Origin of the sequence: Croceitalea marina (genome assembly GCF_042684265.1) — a bacterium.
In the GTDB taxonomy this organism is placed as follows: domain Bacteria; phylum Bacteroidota; class Bacteroidia; order Flavobacteriales; family Flavobacteriaceae; genus Croceitalea; species Croceitalea marina.
The window spans coordinates 590563-606510 of record NZ_JBHULB010000007.1; the positions used below are offsets into that span (position 1 = coordinate 590563).

19 protein-coding genes are annotated in these 15948 nt (G+C 37.3%); 11 read left to right on the forward strand and 8 right to left on the reverse strand.

The annotated features are described in order from the left end of the window. Positions 1–63: 63 nt before the first annotated feature. The gene (locus ACFSQJ_RS06675; protein ID WP_377766178.1) at positions 64–1218 is read right to left on the reverse strand and encodes a cystathionine gamma-synthase; all 1155 of its coding nucleotides are present in this window, start codon (positions 1216–1218) and stop codon (positions 64–66) included. 100 nt (positions 1219–1318) lie between these two features. Here ACFSQJ_RS06675 and ACFSQJ_RS06680 point away from each other — a divergent pair, with 100 nt between their 5' ends. Further along, positions 1319–2068 carry a DUF3298 and DUF4163 domain-containing protein gene (locus ACFSQJ_RS06680; RefSeq protein WP_377766179.1) on the forward strand — a complete coding sequence of 250 codons (750 nt, stop codon included), beginning with the start codon at positions 1319–1321 and terminating at the stop codon, positions 2066–2068. Positions 2069–2123: 55 nt separating this feature from the next. Here the strand turns inward: ACFSQJ_RS06680 and ACFSQJ_RS06685 are convergent, their stop codons facing one another. Beyond that, positions 2124–2591, reverse strand: a complete 468-nt coding sequence (locus ACFSQJ_RS06685; RefSeq protein ID WP_377766180.1) for a DinB family protein — start codon at positions 2589–2591, stop codon at positions 2124–2126. A 77-nt stretch (positions 2592–2668) separates the two neighbouring features. Here ACFSQJ_RS06685 and ACFSQJ_RS06690 point away from each other — a divergent pair, with 77 nt between their 5' ends. Both ACFSQJ_RS06690 and ACFSQJ_RS06695 read left to right on the forward strand, forming a co-directional pair. Next, entirely contained in the window at positions 2669–3022 is a 354-nt protein-coding gene (locus ACFSQJ_RS06690) for an arsenate reductase family protein (RefSeq protein ID WP_377766181.1), read from the forward strand. After that, on the forward strand, positions 3019–3912 hold the full coding sequence (locus tag ACFSQJ_RS06695) for a DMT family transporter (RefSeq protein WP_377766182.1): 894 nt from the start codon (positions 3019–3021) through the stop codon (positions 3910–3912). The genes ACFSQJ_RS06690 and ACFSQJ_RS06695 overlap by 4 nt, the downstream gene beginning before the upstream one ends. Here ACFSQJ_RS06695 and ACFSQJ_RS06700 read toward each other — a convergent pair. After that, positions 3896–4372, reverse strand: a complete 477-nt coding sequence (locus tag ACFSQJ_RS06700) for an acyl-CoA thioesterase (RefSeq protein WP_377766183.1) — start codon at positions 4370–4372, stop codon at positions 3896–3898. The genes ACFSQJ_RS06695 and ACFSQJ_RS06700 overlap by 17 nt on opposite strands. Before the next feature lie 158 nt (positions 4373–4530). Here ACFSQJ_RS06700 and ACFSQJ_RS06705 point away from each other — a divergent pair, with 158 nt between their 5' ends. The 7 genes from ACFSQJ_RS06705 to ACFSQJ_RS06735 all read left to right on the forward strand — a co-directional run bounded on the left by ACFSQJ_RS06705 (position 4531) and on the right by ACFSQJ_RS06735 (position 10034). Next, positions 4531–5508: an NAD(P)H-dependent flavin oxidoreductase gene (locus ACFSQJ_RS06705; RefSeq protein WP_377766184.1), complete on the forward strand. Its 978-nt coding sequence runs from the start codon at positions 4531–4533 to the stop codon at positions 5506–5508. A 54-nt stretch (positions 5509–5562) separates the two neighbouring features. Next, positions 5563–6564 carry a bestrophin family protein gene (locus tag ACFSQJ_RS06710; RefSeq protein WP_377766185.1) on the forward strand — a complete coding sequence of 334 codons (1002 nt, stop codon included), beginning with the start codon at positions 5563–5565 and terminating at the stop codon, positions 6562–6564. Continuing rightward, the gene (locus ACFSQJ_RS06715) at positions 6564–7523 is read left to right on the forward strand and encodes a YheT family hydrolase (RefSeq protein ID WP_377766186.1); all 960 of its coding nucleotides are present in this window, start codon (positions 6564–6566) and stop codon (positions 7521–7523) included. Before ACFSQJ_RS06710 ends, ACFSQJ_RS06715 begins: the two co-directional genes overlap by 1 nt. A 95-nt stretch (positions 7524–7618) precedes the next feature. Continuing rightward, complete coding sequence (locus tag ACFSQJ_RS06720; protein ID WP_377766187.1) at positions 7619–8095, forward strand: c-type cytochrome; 477 nt, start codon at positions 7619–7621, stop codon at positions 8093–8095. Between the two features lie 79 nt (positions 8096–8174). Further along, positions 8175–8894, forward strand: a complete 720-nt coding sequence (locus ACFSQJ_RS06725; protein WP_377766188.1) for a membrane or secreted protein — start codon at positions 8175–8177, stop codon at positions 8892–8894. Between the two features lie 24 nt (positions 8895–8918). Next, the gene (locus ACFSQJ_RS06730; protein WP_377766189.1) at positions 8919–9506 is read left to right on the forward strand and encodes a DinB family protein; all 588 of its coding nucleotides are present in this window, start codon (positions 8919–8921) and stop codon (positions 9504–9506) included. Positions 9507–9509: 3 nt separating this feature from the next. Beyond that, entirely contained in the window at positions 9510–10034 is a 525-nt protein-coding gene (locus ACFSQJ_RS06735; RefSeq protein WP_377766190.1) for a hypothetical protein, read from the forward strand. Between the two features lie 101 nt (positions 10035–10135). Here the strand turns inward: ACFSQJ_RS06735 and ACFSQJ_RS06740 are convergent, their stop codons facing one another. After that, on the reverse strand, positions 10136–10789 hold the full coding sequence (locus ACFSQJ_RS06740; RefSeq protein ID WP_377766191.1) for a hypothetical protein: 654 nt from the start codon (positions 10787–10789) through the stop codon (positions 10136–10138). Between the two features lie 50 nt (positions 10790–10839). Between ACFSQJ_RS06740 and ACFSQJ_RS06745 the strand changes: the two genes are divergently transcribed. Then, entirely contained in the window at positions 10840–11013 is a 174-nt protein-coding gene (locus ACFSQJ_RS06745; protein WP_377766192.1) for a hypothetical protein, read from the forward strand. Positions 11014–11254: 241 nt separating this feature from the next. On the opposite strand, the gene ACFSQJ_RS06750 is transcribed toward ACFSQJ_RS06745, so the two are convergent. The 4 genes from ACFSQJ_RS06750 to ACFSQJ_RS06765 all read right to left on the reverse strand — a co-directional run bounded on the left by ACFSQJ_RS06750 (position 11255) and on the right by ACFSQJ_RS06765 (position 15936). Beyond that, on the reverse strand, positions 11255–12883 hold the full coding sequence (locus tag ACFSQJ_RS06750; RefSeq protein ID WP_377766193.1) for a SulP family inorganic anion transporter: 1629 nt from the start codon (positions 12881–12883) through the stop codon (positions 11255–11257). Positions 12884–12991: 108 nt separating this feature from the next. After that, complete coding sequence (locus ACFSQJ_RS06755) at positions 12992–13438, reverse strand: Dabb family protein (RefSeq protein WP_377766194.1); 447 nt, start codon at positions 13436–13438, stop codon at positions 12992–12994. 25 nt (positions 13439–13463) lie between these two features. After that, positions 13464–14258 carry an SDR family NAD(P)-dependent oxidoreductase gene (locus ACFSQJ_RS06760; RefSeq protein WP_377766195.1) on the reverse strand — a complete coding sequence of 265 codons (795 nt, stop codon included), beginning with the start codon at positions 14256–14258 and terminating at the stop codon, positions 13464–13466. A gap of 1 nt (position 14259) precedes the next feature. Then, positions 14260–15936, reverse strand: coding sequence for a sodium:solute symporter (locus ACFSQJ_RS06765; protein ID WP_377766196.1), 1677 nt, complete (start codon positions 15934–15936; stop codon positions 14260–14262). Between the last annotated feature and the right edge of the window lie 12 nt (positions 15937–15948).

The window sequence follows — 15948 nt, forward strand, 5'->3', positions numbered from 1 at the left end:
CGGCAAAATTATGCTATTTGTATAATTTGAAGACCTTATTTTTGAAAATATTTCAAAAAAAGATTAGCCTATTGCCTGCTCTAAATCTGCAATAAGGTCTTCTGCATCTTCAATACCAACACTAAGCCTTATTAAGGCATCTACAACACCACTCTTTTCACGCTCTTCTTTCGGGATACTTGCATGCGTCATGCTCGCCGGATGACCTGCCAAACTTTCTACTCCACCGAGTGACTCGGCGAGCGTAAAAATCTCTAGTTTTTCTACAATCTTAATAGCATCTTCATAACTGCTACCGTTAGGCACAAAAGAAATCATACCTCCAAAATCATCCATTTGACTCTTGGCCACATCATGGTTCGGGTGACTTTCAAAACCAGGCCAGTACACTTTTCCAATTTTAGGGTGATTCGCCAAATACGCTGCTACCGCCTTTCCATTTTCACAATGCCGCTGCATTCGCACATGAAGCGTCTTTATTCCGCGAAGGGTTAAAAAACTGTCCATAGGGCCACAAACCGCACCACTGGCATTCTGGATAAAATATAATTTATCTGCCAAATCTTTGTCTTTAACAACTAAAGCACCTACCACAACATCGCTATGGCCACCTAAATATTTGGTAGCGGAATGCATCACAATATCTGCCCCCAAATCTAAAGGTCTTTGTAAATAGGGTGTAGCAAAAGTATTATCTACAGCCAACAACAAGTCATGCTTTTTTGCCAAAGCAGAAACTCCTTTAATATCAATAACATTCATCATCGGGTTGGTCGGTGTTTCTACCCAAATCAGTTTGGTGTTTGTATTGATTTTAGCTTCTATTTTATCTAGGGATTGCATGCCTATAAAATGGAAAGTGATCCCATATTTTTCAAAAATCTGCTTAAAAATTCGATAGCTGCCACCGTATAGATCATTGGTAGAAACCACCTCATCTCCAGGATTCAACAATTTTACTACCGCATCGATAGCTGCCAATCCACTTGCAAAAGCTAATCCATACGAACCATTTTCAATACTGGCCAACGAATTCTCCAGTGCTGTTCTTGTTGGGTTGGCACTGCGCGAATACTCAAATCCTTTATGACCTCCCGGTGTGCTTTGGGCATAGGTGGAAGTTTGGTATATGGGAGGCATCACCGCACCATAGGCGGCATCTGGTTCTTGACCTCCGTGAATTGTTTTACTATTGAATTTTAAATCTTGTTTGCTCATTCTATAAAATTATGATTACAAAGGTATTGTTAAGTTTTGGAGTAATCAATCTTACCATAACTGAAGACAAGTGCTTATTTTTGACATCTAACTTGCCCTAATGAAAAACTTGTTTTTTTTCCTATTAACAATACTGCTTTTGCTTGGTTGCGAAAACGAAGCAAAGCTTACGTTTGAAACTACAGAACTTAAAAATAAGTCTTGTAATGACTGCCCAAAAATTAAGATTACGATCCCTAGAGCTCTGGGCGAAACCCGTATTGCCGAAAAAGTTAATACGATAGTTGATGAAGAACTCATTTATCATTTAAAATTTGAGGATAGTAGTAATGTAAATTCAGTAGAAGAGGCCATGGCTTCATTTAGTAAGGGCTACCAAAGTTTTAAGAACGAATTTAATGACGAAGCTATTGGCTGGGAAGCAAAGGCGAATGGAGAAATACGTTACGAGAACGCATTCTTGTTATCGATAATTTTAGACACCTATACTTATACTGGTGGGGCCCATGGGCACAGCGAATCTATTTTTTTGAATTTCGATAAAGAGAAAAATGTTGAACTAGAAAACTACCAGCTTTTTAAAGATTTAGAGGGTTTTATCGATTTTGCCGAAACAAAGTTTAGAAATAATCAACAAATTCCGGAACAAGGCTCCATAAACGCTACGGGGTTTATGTTTTCTGGTGAAGTTTTTCACCTACCCGAAAACTTAGGATTCACCAAAGAAGGCATTCAACTTATTTACAACCAGTACGAAGTCGCTTCATATGCCGATGGCGCGATTGAATTGCTAATTCCTTATGCGGATGCCAATCAATTTTTAAAAGAAAAGTACAGAGTGCTAATTTAGTTTCAAGTACTATGCGTGAAACTGAGCCTGTCGAAGTGCTTTCTTAAAATAAAAACTACACCTTTAATACTCTTGCCAAGGCCATAATGCTGCCAAGGTGCAATCCTTCATGAAATGCATTAAAGGCAATAGCATCTTCTACAGAGTTCAATTCTACTTTGGGAGTGGTCATGTAACTTTTAAAATCCGTGAACATACCATTATTATAATCCGATTTTGTTTTTTCTGGAAGTGAAAAAAGTAATTTTTTGATTTCTTCCACTTCGTTTGCAGGTGGGTGCCCTTTAGGCGCAGTACCTTTCTGATACTTTTCCACCAATTCTTTAGAAATGTTAAGTGGTAGTCGACTCAATCCATAAACCAATTTTTGTTCTGTGACCACCACATGGGCAATATTCCACCAGATATTATTATTGAAACCTTTCGGAATTTTAACTAATTCTTCTTTGGGCGTAGTTTCTAAATAATGATGTAAACGCTCTCTATTCTTTATTACAATGGTAAACTGTGTTTCCAAGGCCATATATTTAAGACAAGGCTAAAAATAGTTCAATTTAATAGAATTAGGTTTCTTTGCATAAGAATTTTAAGCCACGGAAAATGAAAAAAATATACCACTTAGAAACCTGCAAAACCTGTCAAAAAATAGTAAAAGAATTGGAACCTCTTGATGGCGTTGAACTAAGAGAAATAAAGTCTAAGGGCGTAACACCGGATGAATTGGAAGAAATGCGAGCTTTAACCGATAGTTATGAGGATTTATTCAGCCGCAGGGCAATGCTATTTCGACAAAGAGGTTTAAATAACCAAGAATTAGGTGAAGAAGATTACAAGAATCTCATTTTAGAACACTATACCTTTCTCAAAAGACCCGTAGTGGTTCTAGACAATGAAATCTTTATCGGAAACGCTAAAAAGCAGGTAGAAGGAGCCAAAGAAGCCTTACATAAATGAGCAAACGTACGCTTGCGTTTTTAGCGGCACTTGGTGCAACCACTATCTATGCTATAAATCATACTATCGCTAAAGGTGTGATGCCTGATCACGTTAGGCCTTTCGGGTTTATTCTACTTAGGGTTATAGGGGTTGCAGCTCTTTTTTGGAGCATTTCATTTTTAGGCCCAAAAGAAAAGATTGATCGTAAAGATTGGGGCAGCGTATTATTGGCCGCTCTATTGGGTATGGTCGTTAATATGTTGGCTTACTTTAAGGGCTTAGAGCTTTCTACCCCAATAAATAGTTCGGTATTAATGACCGTAAGTCCTATTGTGGTTATTGTCTTATCTGCTTTATATCTTAAAGAACGAGTCACCCTTAACAAAGGTCTTGGTATTGCCCTAGGTTTTATTGGAGCCCTGGCCTTGGTTCTTTTTGGTGCCGAGCTAAGGCAAGATGCACCTAATATTCCTTTTGGTAATGTACTGTTCATTGTAAACGCAACAGCTTATGGAGGCTATCTAATCGTTGCAAAAACACTTTTGGCAAAATACCACCCTTTCACATTAATGCGATGGCTTTTTCTTATTGCGGTTGTTATTAACCTTCCTATCGGTTTACCCCAGGTTCTTGAAATTAAGTGGAGTACTATGCCGCTCTGGGCATATGGCACGATAGCCTTTGTCATCATTTGTACAACCTTTATGACCTATCTTTTTAACATTTTTGCCATGACACAACTTAAAGCTTCGACCATAGGGGCTTTTATCTATTTACAGCCCTTATTCGGAATTTTGTTCGCTTTACTTACAGGAAAGGATAGCTTAACAGCGGTTAAAATCGGTGCAGCAGCTTTGGTCTTGTTGGGCGTGTATTTGGCGAGCAAGAAGTCTAAGTCAAATCCTTAGGAGTTCTGGCGAACTTTCGGGTATCTTCTTTGGTTAAATATTTAAAGTCTTCTGCCCGTTCTATTAAGTCAACTGCTGTCATAAACTCATCGGGCAAAATGGTCAGTTTTCGGGCCTTAAGATCTATCCAAGCGCCCATCATTTCAGAATGGGCAAAATTTTTGCCGTCCGTATCGTAGAAATCATGATGAAACTCAAAGAACATCCCATCCTGGCTCATACCCTTTAATTCTGAAGAAACTTTAATGGGTTTACCAATAAAGACCTCTTTAAAATAATAGATATGTTCATAGAAGACCACTGGGCCAATTTGGTGCTTCGCCATTGTTCTCTGATTAAAGCCCAACTGCGCTAAATGCGACATTCTAGTATGCCCCGTATAGTTTAAGTAAGCGGCATTCGCCAAATGCCGATTGGCATCAATATCACTCCAACGAATTTCAAATTCTTTTAAAAACATAGATTTAAGATGTTAGACCGCTACGCTAGTAGAATCAAGAGACCAGACTTTTCTGTTCTAACTTTTGCTTCCATTTGTAGCGTCAAAGTTAAGTTTATTATGCACGCATAACAATTGACAAAAATACGTTAGATTTGAATATATCTAAATTAATAACAATGAGTCAAAAAGCTTCCTTTATCAACGATTTGTCCTTACCAGCTGTAGCCGCGCCTATGTTCTTGATTTCCGGACCTAAACTGGTAATCGAATGTTGCAAAAACGGTATTGTAGGTACTTTTCCGGCATTAAACCAACGTACCAGCGAAGGTTTTGAAGAATGGCTTATTGAAATTAAAGCTGAATTAAAAAAATTTGAAGAGGAAACGGGCAAAAAACCAGCTCCATTTGGGGTAAACCTTATTGTTCACCCTACTAATCCACGATTAGAGGCCGATGTAAAACTGTGTATAAAACATAAAGTCCCTTTGGTAATAACCTCTTTAGGAGCTGTTTCTATGGTAATCGATGCCATCCATAGTTATGGCGGATTGGTTTTTCATGATGTAATCAAAAAACGCCACGCAGAAAAAGCCGCTGGTGCGGGAGTCGATGGTTTAATATTGGTAGCGGCCGGGGCTGGTGGCCATGCAGGCACCATAAACCCGATGAGCTTAGTCGCAGAGGTTAAAAAATTCTTTGATAAGACCATTTTACTTTCAGGTTGTATATCTACAGGTCGTGATATTGCTTCGGCAATGCAAATGGGCGCAGATCTCGCATATATGGGCACCCGTTTTATCAATGCCAATGAGAGCAAGGCGCCACAAGAATACAAAGATATGATTATAGCAGCAGGGGCCAGTGACGTCACCTATACCGCGGCCATATCTGGTGTGCATGCCAACTTTTTAGCTGCAAGCTTAAAAGCTGCAGGGCTTACAGAAGAAGATTTAAAAAAAGACACCAAAATCGATTTTGGAAAAGAATTGGATACCGAAGCCAAAGCCTGGAAAACTATCTGGTCCGCAGGGCAAGGGGTAACTACTATAGAAAATACAATTCCGGTTGTTGAACTAATTGGTAATCTCAAAACGGAATTTAAAGAGGCAATTGAAGAGCAAGGTAAACTTTTAAACCGTTTTCCTAAAGAGTAATAATTGGACCGTTCTTTTTGTAAATTGGAGCTTTAAACTACCAATTCACACACCATGTACATTAAAAGAAATATAAGCTGGGGCATAATCATGCGCTTTGCTTGGAAAAATCTCTTGTTTTTTATCATATATGCCGGGGTCATTTTTTCGTTCTATCACTTTTTAGAATGGAAGCATATAGATATTCCCTTTCAGCCATTATCCGTAATAGGTATTGCTGTTGCTTTCTATATTGGTTTTAAAAACAGCCAAAGTTATGATCGTTTTTGGGAAGGGCGTAAAATTTGGGGCGGTATCGTGAACTACTCCCGCACGTGGGCGAACAATGTTTTGAGCTTTGTCGAAAATGACCGTGCCGCACAGGTAACGTTGATCTACAGGCATATTGCATGGATCAACGCCTTGCGCATTCAACTGCGCCAACCCAACAGTTTTTCCAAAAAAGAAAATCGTGCCGTAGAACGTATGTTCGACAGGCATGGGGAGCGAAATCCTGTCTGCAGTGGTTTTGAACTCTTACTTGACCCAAAAGAAGTAGCAGATTTGGAGGAAAGAAAAAATGTGGCCACCCATTTAATAAAAAATCAAGGTCTTCACCTAAAGCAATTGTTGGCCGAAGAAAAAATAACCGAGTTTGACAAACAGGTTTTTCATAATAATCTTGAAGAAATGTACAACTTACAGGGAAAGTGCGAGCGCATTAAAAACACTCCTTTTCCTAGGCAATATGCCTATTTTAGTACTGTTTTTACATGGATTTTTGTGCTTTTGGTTCCTTTTGGACTATTGAATGTTTTTGAGTCTCAACTAGCAGCATTGGAACAAGGAAATAATTGGTGGCACATGATATTAATGATTTTCTTTTCAGTTTTGATTTCTTGGATTTTTACAACCATGGAAAAAGTAGGCAGTAATAGTGAAGATCCTTTTGAAGGCCGTATCAATGACGTTCCTATGACAGCGCTTTGCAAAACCATAGAAATTGATTTAAGGGACATGTTAGATGAGGAAAGTCTTCCCGAAAAAACAAAACCAATACATAATATATTGTACTAATGCCTTTAGTTCCCTCTAACTATAAACCTCCATTTCCGTTTAGAAATGGTCATTTCTCTACCATATACTCTGGGGTTTTTAGAAAGGTTCACGGTCTGGTACAAAAACGCGAGCGCATCGAACTCGCTGATGGAGATTTTTTAGATTTAGACTGGAGTGAAAGTAAGTCAAACACGAACAAAGTTGTTATTCTAATACATGGTCTTGAAGGTAACGCGCAACGTCATTACATCACGGGGAGTGCGAAAAAATTCAATCAAAACGGTTTTGATGCTTGTGCCATAAATTTAAGAGGATGCAGTGGAGAACAAAATCGATTATACCGCACCTATCATTCTGGCGCTTCAGATGATTTGATAGAAGTAATTCAACATGTGTTAAATACAAAATCTTACGAGTCCATTTTTCTTATGGGTTATAGCCTCGGCGGCAACCTTTTGCTGAAATATTTAGGTGAGGTCAATAAAATTCCACCGCAACTAAAAGGTGCGGTAGGTGTATCTGTACCATGCAGTCTAAAAAGTGCGAGTGATGAATTGTTAAAATCAAAAAATGCGATTTACTCGCAACGGTTTAAAAAACACTTACTGGCCAAACTGCATGAAAAAAAACAAATGTTCCCCCAAAAAATATCAGAAACCGATATTAAATTGATAACTACCTTAAAAGATTTTGATGATGTCTATACCAGTAAAGCACACGGATTTGTAGATGCGCTAGACTATTACGAAAAATGTAGTTGTCAACAATTTTTACCTAACATTAAAATACCTAGCCTCATTTTAAATGCCAAGAACGATTCTTTTTTAGGTGAGGCCTGCTACCCGTATAAAGAAGCACTTGAAAATTCCAAATTATTTCTAGAAGTACCTGACTTTGGAGGACATGTAGGCTTTTGGGGAAGAAAAAATATAAGCTATGCCGAAAAGCGGGGAGTAGAATTTTTAAACTCGTTGTAGCTTATTGTTATAAAAAGAAAGTTGCTTTTGTTAAGGGGCAAAGTTTGACTTATATTAGTGGCTCTAATCAACGTAACGATTAAACAAAAAGCAAGATGAAAAAAGTAATTCTGTTCATTGCCTTAGGAGCTTTTATAGCAAGTTGTGGCGGAAAGAAAGAAGAAAAGAAAGACGGATTTGAGGTAAGCCGAACGAAATCTGCAGATAAAAAAGAGGAAAATGCCGGGGTACCGACAGATTTAGATAATAAAGGTGTTGGGCCTATTAAAAATGTGGACTTTGCCGCTGACATCGATACTGAAATGGCGGCCCGAGGAGAAGCCAAATTCAATGCCATCTGTGTAGCGTGCCATATGATAGAAGGCAGAATGATTGGGCCCGCTATGAAAGGAGTGTATGAACGTCGCAGTCCAGAATGGGTAATGAACATGATTTTAAACCCTGATGGTATGTTAAAAGAGGATCCTATTGCAAAGGCTTTACTCAAAGAATATAACAACGCAATAATGCTCAATCAAAATTTAAGTAAAGATGAAGCTCGTGATGTTGCCGAGTATCTTCGTACCTTATAAAACTTTTTTACCTAATTTAAATGCTGTTATGCTGCCAAAAGGTTGGCTTAACAGCATTTTTTATTAAAAGCAATTTCAAATGAAAATCTTTTTCTCAATAGTATTCACACTGTTTTCGTTTTGTGCACTGCAGTCTCAGTCTCTCATCGGTGCTTGGGAGACAGAGAAATCCGTAAAGACCGATTCAATCACAAAAGGCTTTAAAATTGTATTTATTTTTTCTAAAAATCACCATGTGGCCTCAGCGTATGATGCTAAAACAGGCGCTTTTATGGCAACATTTGGAGGGAGTTGGTCTACTAATGGTAATTCCATTTCCCAAACGATTGAATTTGATTCCCAAAATCCTGATAGAATTGGCAAGACCAAGTCTTATGAGATAGAACTCACCGCTAATTCATTATACTTGAAAGGTGATAATATTAAACTAAAACGCATAGATAGTGGGGGCCCAGGTATACTTAGCGGGGCTTGGTTAATGTCTGGCCGTAAACGTTATGGGGAGTTTCAAAGTAGGGATACCAACAGACCCCGAAAGACCATGAAAATACTTTCGGGAACCCGGTTTCAATGGATTGCCTATAACACAGAAACCAAAGAGTTTATGGGTACTGGTGGCGGAACGTATACCACCATCGATGGCAAGTATACCGAAAATATTGAATTTTTCTCAAGAGATGATTCACGTGTTGGCGCAAGTCTTGGTTTTGATTTTGAATTGAAAGACGGCGATTGGCATCATTCTGGTTTTAGCAGTAAGGGCGACCCACTTTATGAAATTTGGAGTTTGAGGCAGTAGGTAGTAAAATTATTAAAACTAAATATGAAAAGATTATTTTTAATCGTAGTTCTTGTATCAGTTTATCATTTAGAAGCCCAAGATATGAAGGTTCCATATGAACAAATTCCCGAAGCGCCATCAGATTACACTACCGGAAATGTTATAGGTAGAATGATCGATGGTCTAGGTTATCGTTTTCACTGGGCCACAAAAGACCTTACAAAAGCAGATTTAGACTATAAAGCTTCTAAGGAAGGAAGAACTATTCTTGAAACTTTACAGCATATTTATGGTATGTCTGAAATGATTTTAGAAGCCCCAAAAGGCGAACCCAGTATTCGACCTAAAGATTTTAGTAGCTATTCTTTTGAAGAATTACGAAAAAAAACCTTGGAGAATTTGCAGGCAGCAAGCCAGCTCGTAAAGGGTAAAAATGCAGATGAAGTTTCAAATTTTAAGGTGACTTTCGAGCGAGGTGGCAAACAAACCGATTTTCCATACTGGAATATGCTTAATGGAATGCTGTCTGACTGTATTCATCATACGGGCCAAATCGTTACCATGCGAAGGGCCAACGGCAATCCGCAAAACCCAAAAGTAAATGTGTTTTTAGGAAAAACCAGAGAATAGTTTATGGCCAAGAAAAAAAGCTTTTGGAGTAGCGAAAAAATAATGAGTACAAGTGCCGTAGTTATAAGCATACTTACCTTAGCTGTATTCATTTACCAGACCAATCTAATTAGAAAAGAACAGCATACCGCAGTTTTTCCTTACTTAGAACTGGGGCATAGCGGTATACAAACAGATTTTTATCGTTTTACGCTGGAAAATAAAGGCATTGGCCCTGCCATCATTACAGATGTAAAACTTCACTATGAAAAAAAGGAAGTGGAAGAGCGTCTAGCTGTATTCATCAGTAAAAAAAGAGATAGTGTAAAGTATGCTTTTAATTATGACGATATCTACATAAATAGGTTCATTACGGCTGGAGAGGAAATTACTTTAATTTCCCCAGATACTTTGAGCAAAAAAGCTTCGAGCTTTTTCGAAAAAATACTGCTTGATGAAAATCTAGATTTAGAAATCACTTATGAATCTATTTATGGTGACAGCTGGAAGATTTCTAAATTGAGCACAGGAGCCCAGAGGCTAGATTAAAAGAGTTTTGAAATTATCATCTGGTAATTTCAAAGTTATTATTTTTCGCTTTTTTTTAAGCTTGAGCTTTATCTTTTTTCAACTCTAATCTCAACTAATACTTATTCACTTAAATACTTATCGATTACCGTTTTTTGGTTCAGATAGATTCGTTTTTTTGAAACCAATAAAAATCTATAGGTCGATACCGTATTTGCAAACTCTCTGGAGTAGTACAACTTTTTATCGTTTTCTGAATCTGCATTAACCTTATTCCAATTCACCAAATCAAAGTTTGTTTTTATATAAGGGTAGAAGTGATTGTCATAAAGATTTTGATTACTAGTATTTATTTGTGCTACACTTTTAAAATCTTCATATAATGAAATGACTTTTCGCTTTTTATTATAATTGTTCAAAAACCTTATGTCACCCGATTGAACAAGAACGTTATAGGCATTGGTACTGATATCCATATTTCTTAAATCTAAAAGTTTTGTAGCCAAATCCCTGATTTTTTTAGGTCTTTGCCCATTAGATATTTCAGATAATAGCGAATCACAATTTTGAATTTGAACGGTAATCTGTTCTATTGATAAATCTAATTTCTCTGCATTTTCTTGACATTCATATCGTATTTGAGAAAGGTGGTTTTCTATTAAGCTTTCTCTTGCTTGATTATCGGAACATTTATTTAATTGAAATGCTATCAATATTCCTATAAGGACCACAAAAAATTCCAACGAATGATTTAACCAATCTATTTTTTTTTTCATTTCAATTCTATTTTCTAAAAAAGTAAGAAGATTTTCCTTAGTTAGTTTGAATGTATAACATTATCAAATCTAAAAACAAGGTTTTCGCTTATGTAATTTATGAATATTCTATTAGACAGTTGATTAGAATATCTATTGTAACAAAACCACTTTTTTCACTACCCATAATAAAAGCAGCAGATTATGGAGTATTCAGGACAACCCATGAAGGTAGTGAAGGCTAACCGAGCTCTACTAAAAAAGAGAAAAGAAGTTTTAAAGAACTACGAAAAGACTATATAGGATATGCAAGTGAGACTAGGCTTAGTTTTAAAGAATTGACTCCTTTTGAGCAGCAAAAAATTCGGGATAAAATAATTGCACAAGCTAAGAAAGATAAAGCGCATAATATAAAAATGGGCCTTGTTGCGCTCTTTCTCCTATGCCTAATTGTTTTTGGGCTATATCGCTTGTTTTCTTAGAAAGTTATAATCCCCATAGCTTAAAAGGATTATTGGTGTCGGACTCTGATTTGGTCACAATTTTATCGGCAACCACTTTATAGGTTGGGTCTTCCATAAGGTTGACCTCTATAATGTCTTCCGCATTTTTTAACAAACGCACACAGTCTTTACTCAAATGCCTTAAATGCACTTTTTTACCTGCATTTGCATAACGCTCGGTAATTTTATTTAAAGCTTCAATACCCGACATATCAGCTACACGGCTTTCTTGGAAATCAATAATAACCTCATCGGGGTCGTTTTGAATATCGAACTTTTCGGCAAATAAGGTGGTCGAACCAAAGAATAAAGGGCCGTAGATTTCATAATGTTTTATACCATCTTCATCGACATGTTTTCTGGCACGAATGCGTTTTGCATTCTCCCATGAATAAGCCAATGCCGAAATGATAACCCCCAATAATACCGCAACCGCAAGGTTATGGGTAATTGCCGTAATTAAAGTGACCAAAATCATAACAATAACATCAGAATTGGGCATTTTACGAAAGGTCTTAAAACTCGCCCATTCAAAAGTTCCGATGGCCACCATAAACATTAAGCCTACCAATGCCGCCATAGGTAAGCGCTCAATAAGGCTACTGCCAAACATAATAAATACCAAAAGCATTACTGCAGCGGTTATACCCGATAGTCTTGCCCGCGCACCAGAAGAGGTATTGATCAAACTCTGCCCAATCATGGCACAACCGCCCATACCGGATAAAAATCCTGAGAGTATGTTTGCCGTTCCTTGGGCAACACACTCTTTATTACCTCGGCCTCGTGTTTCTGTAATCTCGTCTATAATATTTAAGGTCAGTAAACTTTCGATAAGACCAACACCAGCTACAATACCGGCATAGGGCAAAATAATCATAAAAGTCTCCCAAGTAAATGGTATTTGAGGGATAGAAAGTGGAGGAAATCCGCCTTTTATAGTCTCTCCTTCACGCATCGTATCTGCAACGGTAAGCGTGTCTACACCAAAACCCAAAACTATTGCCGAAACAATAACAATGGCCACTAACGAAGATGGTACTGCTTTTGTCAGTTTTGGTAAACCCCAAATAATTAACATGGTCAATAGGGTTAAGCCAAGCATAATATATAACGAAGAACCTGATAGCAGTTCGTCTGTTCCTTTTTGATAAAAATTAGGAAACTGGGCCATAAAGATGATAATGGCCAATCCGTTTACAAATCCGAACATCACGGGATGCGGTACTAAACGAATAAACTTACCTAATCGAAGTATTCCAGCAAGAATCTGAAATGCTCCCGCAATAATAACGGTAGCAAAAACGTAGTTTAGAATCGTTTCTGGTTCAATACCCGGAAACGTATTTTTAAGCTCTAGTATTAAGCCCACAAAAATTACGGCTACCGCCCCTGTTGCACCAGATATCATTCCTGGCCGCCCCCCCAAAATCGAGGTCACCAACGCCAAAATAAAAGCGGCATAAAGTCCTGTTAATGGAGAAAATCCAGGAATAAGTGCAAAAGCAATAGCTTCTGGAACTAGAGCCAGTGCAACTGTTAGTCCTGAAAGGATTTCAGTCTTGTAATCTACTTTTTGTTTAAAGTCAAAAAGATTGAGGTACTTTTTCATGGGTACTGTTTGAAGCGCGCAAAAATACCATTATTTTAAAGAATAGTCTTAAGCCCCTTATTTTGCATACGACCTTAACTTATTACCATATTCATTCTTTAAGACTAATTAATTTGCCCAATAATCAACAACAAAAACTTTTTCCACATAAGGTCCCAAACTTGCAACAAACTCTTGGTGCTTTGGATGTGGGGTATAAATACTGTCCCTATCTTTTTCAGACCTAAATGTGAGTAAATAACAATGGGTAAATCCTTGGTGAAAATCCTCTGGACTATCGTTTAAACCCCATTCAAAATCCCGAATAACAGAGATGTGATTAGAAAGGTCATTAAAACTTTTGTTCAGTTTTTCCACTTGTTCCTCGCTAGCATCATCATTAAATTTAAAAATAACTACGTGTCTTAATAGTTTTTCATCTTTCATTGGTTCTGTTTTTGCTTCCTCTTTTTTATTTTCTAATTCGGTTTTTGTTTCTTTCTCTGAATTCCCCGCACAAGAACCCACCATTAAATAAAGTAGAGCAGGTATTAAAATTTTAAGTTTTCGCATCATATTGGTTTTAAGTGTTTGAGTGTTTTTATATTAAGCCTCCTGTACTTCCTCCATCTATTTTTATTACCGAACCGTTGGTGGCAGAAGCCAAAGGGCTGCAGTAATAAGTTATGGTGTTTGCAACCTCATCAACATTTGCAAATCTTTGTAAAAGTGACGAGGTTCTTTCATTTTTAAAAAACTCTGCTTCAACAGTTTCTTTAGATTTTCCTTTTTTATCAGCTTCATCTTTTAAAAAATTTTCTGCTCCTTTAGATAAAGTGGAGCCAGGCAGAATCGTATTTACAGTAACCCCACTAGCTTTTGTTAACTGCGCTAAACCTTTTGAAACAGTAATCATTCCTGATTTGGTCATGCTATATGCCAGCATATCTGGAGGTGCTAATTCTGCACATTCGCTAGATATAAATAATATTCTTCCCCAGTTTTTCTCCAACATTTTAGGTAAAAAATATCTGGAAAGTCGAACGCCACTCATAACATTTATGTTAAACTGTCGTTGCCAGAAGGAATCATCCATTTCAAAAAAAGATGCTGCTTTATAGATACCAACATTATTAATCAAAATATCTATATCGCCAATTGCGTTACAGAGATTTTGCACTTCATCTTCATATTCAAAATTGGCAGGTATGCCATAGATTTTGCTCTGTGTAAACTCTACACTAAGGTTACTTACTGCTTTATCAATTGATGCTTTGGTTCTACCATTTAAAATAACTTCCGCTCCTTCCCTAAGTAAAGATTTTGCTGTTGCAAAGCCTATTCCCGCTGTGGAACCTGAAATAAAAGCTGTCTTATTTTTTAATTTTAAATCCATTTTAACCTGCCAAACCTATTGGACTGAATAGTGCCCATAAAGCGAGTACAAAGACAACAAGCAATACCGTAAGTGTTGCATCTTTTGACCACTGAATATTTTTTATTTCGATATTTTTTTGAAACGTAACCAAAGTTAGCTGCGCTTCAGATTTTGATTCTCCAAACCTACTTACAAACGCTAGAATTACCGCGCACAATAAAAATAAAAAGAGGGCAAAATGTAAAAAGTTGATTTCTAAAAAATAGTAAAGTATTGTTCCTTTCTCAACAACTAACGATCCTTCCTTGCTCATGAATTCAGTAACCAACCTGAATATTCCAATGATAAATCCAGACCATAAAGCCACAATTGCTCCCTTGGCATTAATCCATTTATAAAACAATCCAAATAAAAAAACTGCAGCAATTGGAGGAGATATGTAAGCCTGTACGCTCTGTAAGTAATGAAATATTCCCCCATCCATCAAACTCCTCATAAAAGGAATCCACCCCAAACTAACAATTACCAGTACAATTGTCGCTATTTGACCAAAACGAACTAAGCTCTTATCAGTTGCATTTGGTTTATACTGTTTGTAGAAATCAATTGTCAACAATGTAGAACTTGAGTTAAATGCCGATGACAGCGAACTCATTAAAGCCGCTAATAACCCAGCAATAGCCAACCCTTTTAAGCCTATTGGAAGAAAACTATTTATCATTGCAGGTAAAGCTTGATCGGCGTTTTCTAAGACAAAATTAATTTCCCCCTTTTGCAAGAGAGCATAAGCAATGACTCCTGGAATAAAGAATATAAAAACTGGCAATAATTTTAAATAACCTGCAAAAAGTGCTCCTTTACGGGCATTAGAAATATCTTTTGCCGATAAGGTACGTTGAACAATATACTGGTCTGTACACCAATACCAAACCCCCAAAATTGGAGCTCCAAACAACATCCCGGTCCAAGGGTATTCAGAATCCGACATCGGTCGCCATAGGTTAAAAAACCTTTCTGTAGGTGGATTACCGTCAGTTTTAGAAGCTAATTCCAAGGTTGCTACCATTCCATCCCATCCTCCCAATTGATATAGGCCAAAACCTGTTACCGCTATAGCACCAACTAAAAGTATGACTGCTTGCACCATATCCGTATAGATAACAGCTTTTAAGCCTCCTAAAACAGTGTAGAAGCCTGTGGCAATTACTGTAATAATAGCGCCTGTCCAAAAAGGAACTCCAATAGTTTCAAAAACCAATGCTCCAGCGAAAATTATTAAAGAAATTTTAGTGATGACATAAGCCAAAATGGAGACCACAGACAAATAATTACGGCAAGCTTTCGAATATCTTTTCTCTAAAAATTCTGGCATCGTATATACTCCTGTTCTTAGATAAAAAGGAACAAAAACCCAACCCAAAAGAATAAGTACCAAAGAAGCTATTATCTCAAAATTCGCCATTGGCATATTAGCTCTAGCTCCTGCCCCAGAAACCCCCAATATTATTTCAGAACCGATGTTGGATGCAAATAAAGAAGCTCCTACTACAAGCCAACCTTGATTTTTACCAGCCAAAAAATAATCTGAAGCTGTTCCCGTTTTATTGCTTTTTGAAGCCCATTGGGCTATCCATAAGATAATTGCAAAATAGAAAAGGATAATACCGATATCCCAAAAGCTCATAGTAGTTGTCATAATAGTTTTTTG

Excerpts from the sequence above, each read along its gene's own strand:
- ACFSQJ_RS06675 (WP_377766178.1), bottom strand. The coding sequence starts at position 1,218 with ATGAGCAAACAAGATTTAAAATTCAATAGTAAAACAATTCACGGAGGT.
- ACFSQJ_RS06680 (WP_377766179.1), top strand. The coding sequence starts at position 1,319 with ATGAAAAACTTGTTTTTTTTCCTATTAACAATACTGCTTTTGCTTGGT.
- ACFSQJ_RS06685 (WP_377766180.1), bottom strand. The coding sequence starts at position 2,591 with ATGGCCTTGGAAACACAGTTTACCATTGTAATAAAGAATAGAGAGCGT.
- ACFSQJ_RS06690 (WP_377766181.1), top strand. The coding sequence starts at position 2,669 with ATGAAAAAAATATACCACTTAGAAACCTGCAAAACCTGTCAAAAAATA.
- ACFSQJ_RS06695 (WP_377766182.1), top strand. The coding sequence starts at position 3,019 with ATGAGCAAACGTACGCTTGCGTTTTTAGCGGCACTTGGTGCAACCACT.
- ACFSQJ_RS06700 (WP_377766183.1), bottom strand. The coding sequence starts at position 4,372 with ATGTTTTTAAAAGAATTTGAAATTCGTTGGAGTGATATTGATGCCAAT.
- ACFSQJ_RS06705 (WP_377766184.1), top strand. The coding sequence starts at position 4,531 with ATGAGTCAAAAAGCTTCCTTTATCAACGATTTGTCCTTACCAGCTGTA.
- ACFSQJ_RS06710 (WP_377766185.1), top strand. The coding sequence starts at position 5,563 with ATGTACATTAAAAGAAATATAAGCTGGGGCATAATCATGCGCTTTGCT.
- ACFSQJ_RS06715 (WP_377766186.1), top strand. The coding sequence starts at position 6,564 with ATGCCTTTAGTTCCCTCTAACTATAAACCTCCATTTCCGTTTAGAAAT.
- ACFSQJ_RS06720 (WP_377766187.1), top strand. The coding sequence starts at position 7,619 with ATGAAAAAAGTAATTCTGTTCATTGCCTTAGGAGCTTTTATAGCAAGT.
- ACFSQJ_RS06725 (WP_377766188.1), top strand. The coding sequence starts at position 8,175 with ATGAAAATCTTTTTCTCAATAGTATTCACACTGTTTTCGTTTTGTGCA.
- ACFSQJ_RS06730 (WP_377766189.1), top strand. The coding sequence starts at position 8,919 with ATGAAAAGATTATTTTTAATCGTAGTTCTTGTATCAGTTTATCATTTA.
- ACFSQJ_RS06735 (WP_377766190.1), top strand. The coding sequence starts at position 9,510 with ATGGCCAAGAAAAAAAGCTTTTGGAGTAGCGAAAAAATAATGAGTACA.
- ACFSQJ_RS06740 (WP_377766191.1), bottom strand. The coding sequence starts at position 10,789 with ATGAAAAAAAAAATAGATTGGTTAAATCATTCGTTGGAATTTTTTGTG.
- ACFSQJ_RS06745 (WP_377766192.1), top strand. The coding sequence starts at position 10,840 with ATGTATAACATTATCAAATCTAAAAACAAGGTTTTCGCTTATGTAATT.
- ACFSQJ_RS06750 (WP_377766193.1), bottom strand. The coding sequence starts at position 12,883 with ATGAAAAAGTACCTCAATCTTTTTGACTTTAAACAAAAAGTAGATTAC.
- ACFSQJ_RS06755 (WP_377766194.1), bottom strand. The coding sequence starts at position 13,438 with ATGATGCGAAAACTTAAAATTTTAATACCTGCTCTACTTTATTTAATG.
- ACFSQJ_RS06760 (WP_377766195.1), bottom strand. The coding sequence starts at position 14,258 with ATGGATTTAAAATTAAAAAATAAGACAGCTTTTATTTCAGGTTCCACA.
- ACFSQJ_RS06765 (WP_377766196.1), bottom strand. The coding sequence starts at position 15,936 with ATGACAACTACTATGAGCTTTTGGGATATCGGTATTATCCTTTTCTAT.